At 47.7% G+C, this 14,862-nt stretch carries 13 protein-coding genes and 1 riboswitch; of the genes, 6 read left to right on the top strand and 7 right to left on the bottom strand.

Annotated elements, in window-relative coordinates:
* Positions 1 to 33: 33 nt before the first annotated feature.
* Entirely contained in the window at positions 34 to 945 is a 912-nt protein-coding gene (locus GLV97_RS06185) for a LysR family transcriptional regulator (protein ID WP_160889287.1), read from the bottom strand.
* Positions 946 to 1,057: 112 nt separating this feature from the next.
* Between GLV97_RS06185 and GLV97_RS06190 the strand changes: the two genes are divergently transcribed.
* Positions 1,058 to 1,612 carry a flavodoxin family protein gene (locus GLV97_RS06190; protein WP_160841378.1) on the top strand — a complete coding sequence of 185 codons (555 nt, stop codon included), beginning with the start codon at positions 1,058 to 1,060 and terminating at the stop codon, positions 1,610 to 1,612.
* Between the two features lie 440 nt (positions 1,613 to 2,052).
* Here GLV97_RS06190 and GLV97_RS06195 read toward each other — a convergent pair whose 3' ends face one another.
* Entirely contained in the window at positions 2,053 to 3,345 is a 1,293-nt protein-coding gene (locus GLV97_RS06195; RefSeq protein ID WP_160889288.1) for an NCS2 family permease, read from the bottom strand.
* 59 nt (positions 3,346 to 3,404) lie between these two features.
* Positions 3,405 to 3,505, bottom strand: a riboswitch (purine riboswitch).
* 224 nt (positions 3,506 to 3,729) lie between these two features.
* Between GLV97_RS06195 and GLV97_RS06200 the strand changes: the two genes are divergently transcribed.
* A complete protein-coding gene (locus GLV97_RS06200) occupies positions 3,730 to 4,524 on the top strand; it encodes a helix-turn-helix domain-containing protein (RefSeq protein ID WP_160889289.1) in 795 nt (264 codons plus the stop codon).
* A 39-nt stretch (positions 4,525 to 4,563) separates the two neighbouring features.
* On the opposite strand, the gene GLV97_RS06205 is transcribed toward GLV97_RS06200, so the two are convergent.
* Positions 4,564 to 5,331, bottom strand: a complete 768-nt coding sequence (locus tag GLV97_RS06205) for a SurA N-terminal domain-containing protein (RefSeq protein WP_160839184.1) — start codon at positions 5,329 to 5,331, stop codon at positions 4,564 to 4,566.
* Positions 5,332 to 5,735: 404 nt separating this feature from the next.
* Between GLV97_RS06205 and GLV97_RS06210 the strand changes: the two genes are divergently transcribed.
* On the top strand, positions 5,736 to 5,993 hold the full coding sequence (locus GLV97_RS06210; RefSeq protein WP_027955811.1) for a hypothetical protein: 258 nt from the start codon (positions 5,736 to 5,738) through the stop codon (positions 5,991 to 5,993).
* A 37-nt stretch (positions 5,994 to 6,030) separates the two neighbouring features.
* Here GLV97_RS06210 and GLV97_RS06215 read toward each other — a convergent pair whose 3' ends face one another.
* Together GLV97_RS06215 and GLV97_RS06220 are read right to left on the bottom strand one after the other, a co-directional pair.
* Positions 6,031 to 8,232, bottom strand: a complete 2,202-nt coding sequence (locus GLV97_RS06215) for a Z1 domain-containing protein (protein ID WP_160889290.1) — start codon at positions 8,230 to 8,232, stop codon at positions 6,031 to 6,033.
* 71 nt (positions 8,233 to 8,303) lie between these two features.
* Entirely contained in the window at positions 8,304 to 8,738 is a 435-nt protein-coding gene (locus tag GLV97_RS06220; protein WP_160839066.1) for a YkvA family protein, read from the bottom strand.
* A gap of 225 nt (positions 8,739 to 8,963) precedes the next feature.
* On the opposite strand from GLV97_RS06220, the gene GLV97_RS06225 reads away from it, so the two are divergent.
* Together GLV97_RS06225 and GLV97_RS06230 are read left to right on the top strand one after the other, a co-directional pair.
* Positions 8,964 to 10,223 (top strand): ATP-grasp domain-containing protein, encoded by a 1,260-nt coding sequence (locus GLV97_RS06225; RefSeq protein ID WP_160889291.1) that lies wholly within the window; start codon positions 8,964 to 8,966, stop codon positions 10,221 to 10,223.
* A gap of 30 nt (positions 10,224 to 10,253) precedes the next feature.
* Complete coding sequence (locus tag GLV97_RS06230) at positions 10,254 to 12,215, top strand: hypothetical protein (RefSeq protein ID WP_160889292.1); 1,962 nt, start codon at positions 10,254 to 10,256, stop codon at positions 12,213 to 12,215.
* Positions 12,216 to 12,261: 46 nt separating this feature from the next.
* Here the strand turns inward: GLV97_RS06230 and GLV97_RS06235 are convergent, their stop codons facing one another.
* Entirely contained in the window at positions 12,262 to 12,573 is a 312-nt protein-coding gene (locus tag GLV97_RS06235) for a hypothetical protein (protein WP_160839072.1), read from the bottom strand.
* An 81-nt stretch (positions 12,574 to 12,654) separates the two neighbouring features.
* A complete protein-coding gene (locus tag GLV97_RS06240) occupies positions 12,655 to 13,863 on the bottom strand; it encodes a GNAT family N-acetyltransferase (protein WP_160889293.1) in 1,209 nt (402 codons plus the stop codon).
* Positions 13,864 to 13,980: 117 nt separating this feature from the next.
* Here GLV97_RS06240 and GLV97_RS06245 point away from each other — a divergent pair, with 117 nt between their 5' ends.
* Positions 13,981 to 14,862, top strand: coding sequence for a dimethylarginine dimethylaminohydrolase family protein (locus GLV97_RS06245; RefSeq protein WP_337194081.1), 882 nt, complete (start codon positions 13,981 to 13,983; stop codon positions 14,860 to 14,862).

The raw sequence follows: 14,862 nt of genomic DNA on the forward strand, positions 1-14,862 counted from the left end.
TGTCGGAGGCGGGGGTTGAGGCTCCGGGGGTTTTTAAACAAATCCCTCCGTCCTCTCTTGCTTAAGAAATTCTCTTGATATATCTATGAAATCCTTTAATGGGGGTGAAAGCCATTTATCCTTATGCCACGCCAGCTGGGTAAATATTGGTGGCTGGGGGCTCTTCCATCCCAAATCAACAATCTTCCCTTCCGTAAGCTCACGTTCAACAACCATTTGAGGAAGCGCAGCGATCCCAAGGCCGGCGATGACACACTGCTTAATCGCCTCAATACTCCCAAATTCCAGCTTATTGACGGGATAGACCTCTGAAGCGGTACACGTCTGCTCCAGGAGATTTCTGTACGAGCATCCATCTTCTGTAAGAAGAAGAGGCTCGCGTTCAATATCGCTCAGCTGAAAGCCTTTCGATCCTGCTAATGGGTGATCACTGGCAGCCACAAGCTTGATATCCTCCTGAAGCAGCGTTTCAATGGTCAGGGAGTCTCGCGGACTGGACCTGTCCATAATAAAAGCCGCATCCAGGCGTCCGTCCATTAAATCCCTGCGGGCATATTCATCAGAGTGGGCAGGCTTGAAGATTAATTCCACGTGAGGATGACGGCTTTTAAATGCTTTTAAAACAGGAGGAAGTCTGTATGTACATTGACTTTCCTGGGCTCCGATGGTCAGTCTTCCGCCATTTCCCCTTTCCCCGTTAACCGCCATCCGGGCTTCCTCACTGATTTTCACCATCTTTTCAGCATACCCTTTAAACTGATGCCCGGCCTCGGTGAGCACAAGCTTTCTCCCAAGCCGTTCAAATAATGGTCTTCCCAGCTGCGTTTCCAGCGATTTAACCTGCGCTGTCACACTGGATTGAGCAAAATTGAGCATAGAAGCGGTTTTCGTGAAATTCAAGGTTTCTGCTGCCGTTAAAAATGTGAGCAGCTGTTTTTCATCCATTCTGCATCCCTCCATCGTTTTTTTCGATCATAACAATTCAAATCATCCGTTTTTATGATGGATAGCTTTAGTATATGCTAAATGAAGAAGAGAAACAAAAGGAGGTAAAGAAATGAAAATTGCTGTATTGAATGGCGGAAGCCGGCAGGGCGGAAACACACAAATGCTTACTGAAAAGTTGGTTGAAGGGCTGGAAGTCACCACTTTTCACCTCGAAACATATACCATCCTGCCCATCATGGACGGCCGGCATGACGAAGGCGGTTTTCTGCCGGTGGATGATGACTACAAAGCCTTGATGGAACAAGTGATGAGCTATGATCTTCTTATTTTTGCAACACCTGTATACTGGTATTCCATGTCAGCGGCAATGAAGCTGTTCATCGACCGGTGGTCCCAGACGATGAGGGATTCTGAGTACGGGGATTTCCGTGAGCGGATGGCTGAAAAACAAGCGGTTGTACTTGCGGTTGGAGGCGATTCTCCTTATATGAAAGCTCTTCCGCTTCTGCAGCAGTTCCAACATATTTTCCAGTTTGTACACCTGCCCTTTTCCGGTTACGTCCTTGGACAGGCAAACAAACCCGGGGAAATACTAGAGGACTCTCAAGCCTTATTCGCTGCAGAGGAATGGAACAAGAAACTCCATACCTTGATAAAGGCATAAAAAAACCTGGAGCTCACATGCTCCAGGTATTATAGTGTAGAAATATCCTATTTTTCGTCCGATGTCTCAGGAACTGTCAACAGCAGTTGTTCACGAACATGACCTTCCTCACAACAACGACGCGATTGCTGTTCTATTCAGTCTGGAAACCTGTGCTCAGCATTCTCTCTTATACATGGCAGATCTATTTCAGTTCTATCTATTCCGACGTTGGCACGAGGAGCGTTCGGTGGTGACGCCTGCGGGACCAGCACGAGCCGAAGATCCACTTGGTCAAATGGTTTCTTGACCAAGTCAGCTGAGGCCGTGCCCACGGCAAGCATCCACCGGTAAGCGGAACGTCCTCCTCACATGAGACATACGGCCAACTCTAACTGGAAAACGCAGCGTTTTCTAATGACGGAATCCTGGAGCTCACATGCTCCAGGATTATTCGTTTTTTATAGAAAGACGAAATACATGATAAACAATCCGCCCAATGTATACATAATCGGGTGCACCTGCTTCCATTCTCTGCGGGCAATCATCGCAAATGGATAAAGAATGAATCCAAGAGCGATACCTGTAGCTACACTATACGTGAGCGGCATCATAATAATCGTAACAAACGCCGGTATTGTAACTTCCAGACGGCTCCAGTCAATTTCTTTGACTTCTACGGCCATCAGCGCTCCGACAATGATCAACGCCGGCGCCGTGACTTCAGGTGTTACCACACCAAGAAGCGGCGAAAAGAACAATGCGATGAAGAAACAAGCGGAAATGATGACACTTGTAAAACCCGTTCTACCTCCAACCGCGACGCCTGCCGATGACTCCACGAACGATGCCGTCGTCGATGTTCCGAAGATGGCTCCAAGTACACCGGACGATGAATCCGCAAGCAGGGCACGGCCAGCATTCGGGATTTTGTTATCCTTCATCATCCCGGCCTGACTGGCTACCGCGATCAACGCTCCGGCTGTATCAAAGAAAGCTACGAACAGGAACGTGAAAATCACAGCAATGACTTCGGGCTGGAATATATCACCCAGGTGCTGGAATACGACGCCGAATGTGGGAGCCATACTCGGAACTTCCCCGACAATAGAACCCGGCACATCCATAAGACCGAAAACCATACCGATGATGCTTGTCACCACAATGCCGTAGAAAATCCCACCACGTATACCGCGGACAAGCATCATCAACGTCACAACAAAACCAAAGCCTGCCAGAGCTGTTGTTGGTGATGTCAGGTCACCAATGGTCACAAATGTTTCCTCATTAGAAACGACCAGTCCGGCATTTTTCAACCCTACAAAGGCGATGAAAAAACCGATTCCACCCGCAATGGCATGCTTCAAATCCTTAGGAATGACATTGATAATCTTTTCCCGGATCTTAAACAAACTTAAAATCATAAAGATAATGCCTGCAATAAATACCCCGGTCAGGGCAACCTGCCATTCAATTCCCATACCGATGACAACAGAGAAGGTGAAGAATGAATTCAACCCCATACTCGGCGCGATGCCTACTGGGAAGTTAGCCATCAGACCGATCAGCAGAGAACCAAAGATAGCGGATAAAGCCGTTGCTGTGAACAACGCGCCCTGATCCATCCCCGCCTGACTGAGTATGATTGGATTCACAACGAGAATATAAGCCATAGACAAAAACGTGGTCACGCCGGCCATCGTTTCTTTTTTTATCGTTGTCCCTCTTTCTTCAAACTGAAAGAAGTTTTTCATGGTGTTCCCTCCTAAACAAAAAAACACCGGCAGCTGCCGGTGCGTATACCAAGGGAAAGATCCATCTGTTTTCCCCTTGTAGACGAGCTATTTCCGGTAGCTGGTAGAGACGCTCAGGCCGTATTCCTGAACTTATACAAGGTGTTTCGTCAATTAAATTATAGAGAGAATCATAACAACGGAAAAGTAGAGGGTCAATCCTTTTGCAGGATGTTCTATTATTCTCATTTTTCTTATAAATCCAGAGTTTCCAAGGTTAACAGCAGATGTAACCCCCTCATTTCCCATTTGCAACGGTTCGTTGACAAACTTCCACCCTACCGATATAGAAAATAATTCCAATGTTTTCTATACTGGATGTAACAAATATGAAGGAGGCTTTCCATGGAGTTTGGTGAAAAGCTGTTTCAATTAAGAAAAGAAAAAGGGTTGTCGCAGGAAGCGCTCGCTGAGCAGCTGAAGACCTCCCGGCAGGCCGTAAGTAAATGGGAAAATGGACAGGGGTATCCAGAAATGGAGAAACTGCTGTGCATAGGCAGCAGTTTCAATGTATCGATGGACTACCTATTAAAAAAAGAGTCAGAACGAGGACCCGAGGAAGAACAGGGGTATTACGTCAGCCGTGAATTGGCTGAAGCTCATTTGACCTACGTACACTCCATGGGACATTCACTGGCCGTAAGCCTCAGCCTGTTTCTGCTTGGTCTGGTACCATACTTTCTTTTTAAAGGATCTCCCGAAATTCTTGCGGTCATGATTGCAGGCTTCGCTGCTGCAGGGGTGATTTTCTTTATTAAAGCCATGACGACCAAAGGTGCAGAAAACTATGAAATCATAAGCAGCAGGGAATTGATCTTTGACCCCGGATTCAAAACCGAAATCACGGATCGTTTTGAATCTGTCCGAACACGCCTCGTCTCTTTTCTCATGCTTGGGGTAGTTCTTGCCGGTATGGGATTTGTCACCCTGCTTCTTGAAGAAAATGATGTGACCAACGGGGCTCTGTCTGCGTACTATCCCGTGATTACCACATTATCAGCAGCCGGGGTGTTTATCCTTACCCGTGTCATTGCAGCTTTCACAGCATACGACCTGTTGATCCATAGTGAAAAGCATAGTCAGAAGAGAAAGGAAAAATCCGAAAAGAAGCTGCGTAAGAAATGGAAAGAATGGATCTGACCCACACAAAAAAAGCTGTCCACAATGGACAGCTTTTTTTTATAGATTTACAGTAACTTCGCCTTCTTCACGAAGCTTGTCTACAAGCTTTTGAGTTTCCTCAGACTGCTTCTGCGTTTGAAGGTTCTGTTTGATTGTATCTTTCACATCTTCATAGGCAGGAATTTCCTGTTCTGTTTCCGCACTTTCCTGCTGCTCGACAGCTTTGTCGTACTCCGCTTTGACTTCATCATCTGTCGGAGCTTCTACACTGACTTCTTCTTCAAGAAGTTGATCGACTTTCAGCTGGGAACGGACCTGGGAAAGGACTTCGTCTTCTTTCATTCCCTGGTTGGCAAGCTCTTCAAGAAATTTATCCTTGGATTCCATCTGGTTCTGCTCGGCAAGGTCTGTCAGCATTTGATTGACTTCTTCATCGGATACCTCGTAATCACGGCTTTCAGCTTCCTGTACGAGCAGCTCCTGACCGACAAGGTTGTTGGCGACATCTTTCTTCAGCTGTTCCTGATCAAGCTCTGTACCTGTCATTTGTGACTGCATAGCCATCTGTTGGAATTGGCCTTGATACGTCGTTTCGAAATCCTCTTTCGTAATTTTCTCTCCATTGACTTCTGCGACTACGTCCGGAACGTTTTCAAGATCCGGCTCAGGCGTTTCGGCCTGTTCGCCTTCCTGCTGTTCCTCCTGTGTCGTCTCTGTCTCTTCTTTATTATCATCAGAGGCCCCTTCATCTTCCCCGCACGCAGCAAGTAGAGCAACAAAGGCAGCCAGCATTAAACTCAATAACCATTTTTTATTCAATGTCATTTCTCCTTTTTTCATCTGGTTGTGTTAGCCATTGTAACACGCGACCGGCTTCTGTAAATAGAGCGCAGCCGCTCCACTGTCCAGATTGCAGTTTGGTTGCATAACTAAGAACCGGGAATACAGCTTTTACAGGCAGAAGCGTGTTCATGGATGAACAAATGTGGAAAATGTGTAAAAAAACGATGACACGTTGTCACAGACCCGCTGCCTCGTGTATAGAAGCCCGGGTTCATTCGTTCTTCCATAGTTTAACAAGGATTCATATCTCTTAAAAGCCTTCTCTCATAAATAGGTCCTTTTTCACGTTTGATTTTTTCGAATAGTTGAAATTATCGACGACCTCTTATAGTATAATGTCTATAAATGGTTTACTAGTTTTCTGATTTCCGTAGAGGAGTGAGCACATGTTAAAGGAATCTGACTTCCCGACTCAAGAACTAAAAGAGCAGTGGATCAAAGTACGAAACAAAAAACTGGAGGAAATGGCTCAGTATATCCAGCGGTACTTCCACCTGACGAAGGTGAGGGAAAATCCAAGCAGCTATGAGGTTCAAGGCTACTTTTATCAGCCTGGGTTCGGAGAAGTGAGAATGGCGTTTGAGTTCAGCTACGAGAACGTCGCCAAATTCACGGATCTATTCGACGAACCGATTGAAAAATAACAAGCATTAAAAAAGGACCTTCATTCAAGGTCCTTTTTTAATGCTTTCCTTTCACAGTCCGCCCCGCATAAATGGTCGGAGCTGCTTCGGCTGGAGCTACGAGGACCGGCCACCAAAACGGTGATCCCCGCCATCCCTGCTCTTTCTTCCCTTCCTGTCTCAGCATGATTAAAGCTGGAAATTCACGAGCCAGGCGGCGGGCCTCCGCCAGCTCTCCCCGCCCGCGCCCAGGAGTATCCGGAGAATTTTCATAACTGCCATCCTGTTTCCGGCGCTGGATGTTCCTGTTTTTTCTGGCAAGTATCCAGACATACGCCCCTTTTTCTGATCCTGCGCTTAGATAATCCAGCGCACTCTCATACTCATCGATAGAAAAGTCATACCCCTCTTCCATTTCAAGGGTTTCATGAACAAGTCTGAGCATTTGCCGAGCCTCATCGACAGGGACAAGATACGCTCCGTCCCGTTCTTTTACGGCTGTCATTTTCAACTGTTCTACCCGATCATCCAACTGCCGGATCTGCTTTTGTATATGGGTCTTATAACCGGTCTGGAACCCGACAGGCAGCATCCGCTTATGCGGCTTCATCGTCAGGACATTGGATAGCAGGATTTTGTTCGGACTGCAGGGGATGATTTCTTCTGTTCCATCTCTTTGAATGAATACAACCCCCTGATCATGCCCTCCTCTCTCAAACGCGCGCCGCAGCTCTGAGTCAAATTCGTGGATCCGTTTCATCACCGTGTATATCCGGGCCGTCGTATAAAACCGAGTGACCGCAAGATCAGCGGCAGGCCTGGCTCCGTACATCCGTGAATGCTGAAGTACCGTATCCTGCTGAAAGGATTTCGGGTTTCTTCCATAGAAAAATCCGATCAGGTTGTGAATAGTTACTCCCCTGTCCAGAATCTGGCCCCCGATAAATATATTCATTGGTGCACGCAGCTTCAACTCTCCCTTGTAGTCCAGCAGCTCCTGAACATCCTTTTCTGAATTGACGACACTGCTTACGATGTATTCCTCATCAAAGGAACGGCGGACTTCCTCATAAACCTGATTGAAATCCGGGCAAGGCGATTTTTTCAATTTGTTCACCGAGCGTACCAAATCATCATACGATTCACGAACAAGCGTCTGGAATGTCCCGCTTTCCTCCCTGGATGCTTCCGTAAGCAGTGTTTCAAAGCCTACAATCAACTCGGCCTGCCAGGCATGGGCGCTCTTGCCCCGTTCCGTATGAATGATAAAGGAGTACTTCTCCTCACGCTTGCCCATCATGCGCTGCTGACAGCGTCGTATAGACGCCCCCACAATAAAATTCACAACAGCCCTCCGGATGTTGGAGATGTTCTTCTGTTCAAGGAGCTGGTCCATTTTCACCCTGCGGCCGTCCATTTTTTTCATGACTTCCAATTCTTTTTCGTTCACTTCGTGGAAAAGGTACGAAGCCAGGTGGTCTTCCTTTTCACTCATCTCGAAGTAGACCTCCCCGCCGATGTACCGGTTATGAACCGGAACCAGTTCCGTAAAAGACGGCCGGATCGGTTCAAACACCTTCCCCTCGTGAATCGTCATATCCTCCGGCTGCAGGTACAGCGAATACGGAGTCGCGGTCACTTGTAAAAATGCGGTGTGCTTGAGGTTTTTGCGGAGTTCATTGATTTTTGTCGCAATGACACGCATCTGCTTAAGGTTTTGATCCCGCTTATATTCATAAGCGACACTGGCAAAATCCGCTTCATCGTCGATAAAGAGCACCCGTTTCTCCTTTAATTCGGGATATTTCTCTTCCAATGCAGCCCTCAGGCGCTCCAGGTTATTCGTCTCCTTTTTTACGATCAATGCGAGCTTTTGAGACCACTCATATTTTCTAAGATTATCAGGCATCGACATAATGTCATAGACTCGCATCGCATCCTTTTCCACAGCTCCTGAGAATTCCTCCTCCAGACGGGCATATGTCTGGCGGACGAGTGCGTTCGTTCCTTTCGTCAGAAGGATCACGACATCAAAACCGTTATCGTACATCAACCCCATAACCCCGATAAAAGTACGGGTTTTACCAGACTGCACTTTTCCTAAAAGCATCCCCGGCCGCTGCTCGGAAGTGACGGATGACGTAAGCTTGGCAGCTGTACGGACCATCGTCTCACGAACCTGCTGTTTATATTCATTTTTCTTATTCAAATATTTAAAAAAGGCCCCATCGGTTTTGAGGTCCTGTATGCTTCCAGTCATATTGAAGTCTCCTTTTCACAAAAACATCCTTATTATACAAGAGACTTCCACATAAAAAAAGCGGGGATGCCTTATAAGCCGGCTTCCCCGTCTTCTTCCGGATCTTTCAGTTCATCCTTCGACACATGACGTCCGAAAATCGTACTGACTTTCTCTCCCGCCTGTTCTTTCACTTCATCATCGATATGGGAAAGCACCTGATAGACCGCATACAAAATCACAGCACTGTCGTCAGTAAAGCCGACAGCCGGAAGCACATCTGGAACAGCATCCACCGGCAGAATTAAATAACCGAGAGCCCCCGCAATCGTGAGTTTTGCCTTCTTCGGTGTATTCGGACTTTGAAATGCATAGTACAACAGCAGACTGTAATAGACGAACTGAGTTCCCAGCCGGCTGCTGTAGGCTTTCAATTTCTTCAGCGTTTCCTTTTCTGAAAAGTAGCCCCGGCTTCGGGCGATCAACTGCGTCGGTCGTAAATTTTTCCACGAACGCTTCTCAGCCATACTTCTTCCTCCTTTTTGTTTACTATTCACGGATTTCCCTTTCCTCAATCATTTCCCAGGAAATAGATCATTCTCCGACAGGAAATGCGAGTTTTGTAAAACGTTCACTAGTTTTGTCGAAGAGCTATATATCGCTTACAGTTTTCTCTCTACTTTGATACGTTTAACTTACGATTGTCAAAGTTTCCTAAATTTAGATTTTCAATGACAAAGGAGAGGAATCGAATGGAATTGGATCAACTGGAATTGAATACATCAATAGAAGAATCTGAGAAGACAAAGCCTTATTACACAGCGTTGGTGGGCTGGAGTGTCCAAGCCATTGAAGCGGCCGCACGGATGAACCGCCCGTTCATCGTCGTAGGTCCCGCAGAGTTCAAATCATATGCCGAAAAGCATGAGATTCCTTTTGTAGGTTGGGACTTCAATAAGCTGAATGAAGGTTCCGATCAATTGTACAAGCAGCTCCGGGACATGGGAGCCGAGCTGGCAGTCCCTTTGTATGAAGAGTGTGTCGAATGGGCAGGCGCCCTGAACGCCCGGTTCAGGGAAGATCCTAAAGTCTTTAACCGCTCCCTGCTGCTTCGTGATAAAGGAATGATGAAGCGGAAAGCGCAGATCTCCGGTATTAAAGTCGGAGTTTTTGAAGAGGCCAGAGATAAAGATGATGTGGAACGATTCTTAAAAAGAGTGAATGAAGCTTTATTGAAGCTGGAAGGTGACCACTATGACCCCATTCACGTGAAGCCTCTGGACAAAGCCGGGTCCGTCGGCCATTTGACGGTCTATACGAAAGAAGATATCAATCAGATTCAGGAGACGGACTTCCCTCTATTGATGGAAAGCCATCTCGACGGCCAGGAATTCTCCTGCGAAGCGTTCATTCATAAAGGAAAAGTCCGGTTCCTGAATATTACCGAATATGTGCGCCTCGGGTACTCCAATTTCGTTCCTGCCTCTCCTTCTCTGGAAGAAAAACGTCCATTGATTGAAAAGGCCGTTCAGCAGCTGGTCGATGCGTTCGAAATCGAATACGGCGTCATCCACCCGGAATACTTCATTACGCAGGACGGAACGCTCCACTTCGGTGAAGTGGCCGCACGTGTGCCGGGAGGACATATTTTTGAACTGATTGAACGTGCCTACGGGTTCAGTGCTTATGAAGCCCAGATCTTATGCAGTGATCCGGGTACGACGGAGGAAGAGCTTAAAGAATTCTTCCCGGATCCTTATGATTATCAAAATTATGCAGGCTGCCTGATGGTTCATCCAAGTATTGATTATGTCGAAGACTTGAAAATCCCGGAAGAGCTTGAGGACCACCCCTACTTTGAAAAGCATGACATGTTCACACCTCCGCAGGGGAAAGTAGCGGAACGTGTCGGCTTCGGGAACCATTATGGGACCATCTTCTTCTACGGCCGTGAGAGTGAAGAAATGCGTGACCTTCTCGAAACGTACGAAACGTATAATTTCTACATTTAAGTTCTCTCAAAAAGAGAAAGGAGTAGTCACATGCCGCAAACCACAGGTGCTCTTGCTGAACGATTTATTTACGCTCTGGAACAGCTCGACCAGGCTCCTTCCTTTGTGAAACCGAAATACCAGACCGATGTCTATCAGGAGGCCAACCGTCTGATTGATGCGGACGACGGTTTTGAAAACTTATACCAGCATGCCGCGCGATTTGAAGAGGCCGGTGTTTTTCAGGATGGGCCATGGGAATCCGCGGAGAAGCTTCAGCCTCCTCTCGTAGCGGGTTCCTTGAAAGCGAAAGGGCTGCCTATGATCATCGAGGTGCTGAGTGAGCTGCGTATGCTTGCCATTGCTGAAGGAAAAGCGTCCAATCCTGGTGTGACGCGCACGATGGCTGAAGAATTTTTAAATGAAGTCATGGTATTGAACCTGAACCTGCTTTTTCCGGATGCCAGTGAAAGCGCGCGGATGGAGAAACACGAAAATGACGAAAAAGCCGAAAAGCTTTTTACGTTTCTTTCCACACACTTATCGTCGACCGCCCTCATCCAGACCCTTATTGACGAAATCAAGCGCCTGACCGCCCAGCGTCCCATCATGATCAAACGAGTCGTATCGATGATCAAGATGGCTAAAGAGATGGTCAATCTGGACACGGAAAAGAATGACATGTCTGAACTCGTGCAGTTTATATCGGCGATTGAAGGACCGTCACCACTGAGTGACCAATATAAAGATGTCCATGCCTACCGCAGCCAGCTGAAGACGATCCCGAGAGCGGAGCTTATCTCAGAGAGTACAGCACTTGCCAAATCGATGCGCGACACCGGGCTTGTCGCTCCCCATCATGCGACACTGCTACGATTTTTAAGCAAGCAGAACCCCGGCCTGTTATCTTATGCCCTGAGCCTCAACAGCAAAGGCAGTGCCAACCTTGAAGAAAACCGGGAGCTTGTGATCCAGCTGATCCGTTCGTCCATTTTCCCGGGAACGAGACAGTCGGTTTACGGACTTGCCATGATGCTTGAACGCGGGATACTTTCTCATTCACCAGTGGCTCCGGGCCTGCGCAGGCTGATAGAGCTGGATATCCGTCCGGACGTCCGGAACGCCCTTTACTCCACAACCAATACGGGCGAAGGGGTGACAGCCAACAGCATTCTCGTTGCAGGAGCCATCCAGGTCCTCGGTCAGCCGCTGGGCGTCGGCCAGGGATTCAATCCGACGTGCCAGGCCGCACGAGGCATCAGCTTATGGGCCCAGCATGCCCCCGGGTTCCTGCTTGAAATCATTCCAAGGGCAGCCAGGGATGGTGATCTGGATTTCACTTTTGAAGGCGCACAAATCCATTCCAAAGATTTAAAAGGCGGCCTCGCCCCTGACTTGGATAAAGAGCTTGATCCTGTGTCACTCGTCCTCGTCCCGCATCTGGATAAGATTTACAGCGAGATGATGACCCGTGTCGCCCTCCGCGGAGAGGACGGCCACCGCTGGGTAAACCCGGCCTTTTACGGCAACTGGGTGCAGAAAGGATTCAGTTCCGTATTTGATCCGATAACAGGGTATGTCCTGGACTACAACGGATTCCTGAAACTCTTTTATGCCACTCACCACCCGGACTATAATGATGACTATGAGCTGATCTATCCAAACCCCGTCGGCATTTTCATAACCAACGTCCACGGAAAGCTGCTCGGTCTTCATGCTGTTTCCATTACAAGAATTGCAAAAGACCCGCATGGGATGTACCGCATTTACTTTTACAATCCCAATAACGACGGCTCCCAGAACTGGGGACAGAATATTGAGCCGAGCGTCAACGGGAATGGCGAACAAGAAGGAGAAAGCTCCCTGCCTTTTGAGGAATTCACCTCAAGGCTGTACGCTTTTCATTACAACCCTTATGAACAGGGAGACGCTTACGCTGTCGAAAACACGATTGTCCAGAGTATACGAACTCTCGCTCAGGAAAGCTGGGGCAGGGATTATACGTGGGTATAACAAAAAGCCGGACTCATTCTGAATGAGTCCGGCTTTTCATAAGGCTTCACCCATGTTCATCCTGGGCACCCCTGAAATATTCTTCAAGTAAATCCCCTAAGGTTATCCCCCATCGCTCCATGATCCGCCGCTCAAAACGGGAAATGGAAAATTTCCGCTTTAAATCCAGCGCATGCTCGGACATTCCCATGAACTCAGCCAGAGCCAGCAATTCCTTGTAGGCGAGCTTCTCGGTCATGATTGTCCCACCAGCTTTTCCATATGCTTCGTACTTCACGCGGGCCGCTTCCATTACATGAATCAGGGGGCGCATCTTGAAGTAATGAACAGCTTCTGCCAGTCTGCTCTTGTTATTCACTCCCTCCACTCCGTTCCATCATTTTCCTTAATGTACTATATGTATGCAGAGGTTTCTCTGTTCAATCCTTCTAAATATGCTTTAGAAAAAGGTCCAGCACTGCGGTTTTTCCAGTTGATTGAAAAGATCCACCGGCTTCGATACATTTGCTTTTCCGGCTTTTTCGAGTGCAGGTAATGAAACACACCCCATCATTAAGGAAGAAAAGGAACCTATATCAAGTTCAATCTGTACCTCTGCTTCTTCTTTCGTCACAGATGGTCGTCCGGCTGCAAACTGCCACACCTCTTTGTAGGTTTCCCCAAGCAGGCTGTCTTTCACAGTCCACCCTATCCGGATGGTATCTCTGCCGAACGTATGGTGTTTAACAGATTCAAGGAACGCCGGGATATCGATGATCCGGTACATTAGACCACGTCCCTGCTCGGCGGTCTTATGATAAATGGAATGGATCAACCGGTTCTCCACGTGGACAGGGTTATCGAGTGTAAAACTGAAATCTTCGTCGAACGTTGGGAAGCTTACAGACCGAACCTGGTCTTTTTGGTTATGAAGCTGAGTAAGCAGCGCTTGATAGGCGGCTTTTGTTGTATAAAAGAAGTTTCTCACATGCAGATCGTTCTCCAGGAAATGGGACCCTGCCTTGAATTCAAAGGACATGTACCCCTCCAGCTTCCCCTCATTTTGAACCCCGATCGTATGCTGCTCCGGCTTCTCCAGAAAGGCAAAGCCATAAGAGGGGATGTCTGTAGCGCCGTGAGTCTGATCCACCCACGTGTGGTAGCACCTACGAACATCGTCTAAATGGTCCCTCGTAAGCACCTGAACGTCTAAGGTCGTTTCAAAGGTCGGAAGCTGAGAAGGATGGAACTGATACACAGACAGCTCCGGACCGATGCCAAAGCCCATTTTCTGATAAAAACCCGGCTGGAAAGGGTAAAGGTGAGCCAGTATACGGCCGTTCTTTCTGGCATCCAGCAAAAACTTCGTAATGATCCGCTTGGCATGTCCCTGTTTTTTATAAGGAAGGTCTACCGCTACAGTCCCGATCCCCGCTCCTTTCACTTTCGTGTCATAGACCTGGATCTTATGATCGTAAGCAAAATAACCACCGACAAGAGAGCCGCCATCATATAAACCGACCGGGTGGACATCCTTATGGCCGGCCATTTTCCGACGATGCTCTGTATAGCGTTCCTGTTCCTCCGCTGATGTAAGATTCATCCCGGGGTAACAGCGGTGGGACAAACCTGTAAAAGCTTCAAAATCCTTCAACTCTTTAAACTCCATCGAATCCCTCCTTCATTCTCACTCTACCATTTTCTCTCATTTAACGGAGGAATTCTATTGTTTCGCCTGCTCCGAGTTGGGGAAAAATACAGCAACGAAAGAATGGAGGTTTGCCCCGTGAAAGATACGGCTGCTAAAACAGAATTGAACTGCTCCTCTGAATACGGGCAGCTGCTGGATGTTCTCGTCTCGGAGCCCCGTCATATGAGAATCGAAGCCAAAATCAATGAAACGCAGAAGCATTTTGAAGAAATTGAGACGAATATCGCCTTACAGCAGCACCGGGATTTTGTTCATCTTCTAAAGGAAGAAGGGGTTAACGTTCACCAGCTTCCTTCTAAATCTCACCTCCATGAACAAGTCTTCACCCGGGATATTGGATTTGTTATCGGAAGCCGGTTTTACATCTGTCAAATGAAAGAAGAAGTGCGCAAAGGTGAATCCAAGGAGTTAGCGGAGTGGTTGAAAGGTATGGAGACCTATACCTTCCAGTCCCCGATAGAAGGTGGAGACGTCCTTGTTGATCGAAACACGATATGGGTCGGATACAGTGGACGGACTTCAATGGAAGCCATTCAAGAACTCAAACAACAGGAGCCGGAGAAGGACGTGCACCCCCTCCCGCTCGCAGATGGTGTCCTTCACCTTGATTGTGTATTGAACATTCTGGATGCTCATACGGCTCTGGCATTTCCGGAGGCGTTCACGGATGAGGGCTGGCAGATGATTCAAAACCGATTCCGGGTGATTCCTGTTACAAAGGATGAAACGTTCCATATGGGTCCGAACGTTCTTTCCATCGGCTTAAACAAAGTGATCAGCCTCTCCCGGCACACCCGTTTGAATAAGAAACTGGAAGCAGAAGGATTCACAGTGCTTCCCGTTGATTTTTCAGAGATCATTAAATCAGGGGGCGCTTTCCGCTGCTGCACTCTTCCACTGCATCGGAAAGATCCCAGAGACCATATAGATGACATTCCAAAGAAAGGTTGTAGATAG

The sequence above is a fragment of the Halobacillus litoralis genome, from assembly GCF_009856355.1.
GTDB lineage: Bacteria > Bacillota > Bacilli > Bacillales > Halobacillaceae > Halobacillus > Halobacillus litoralis_B.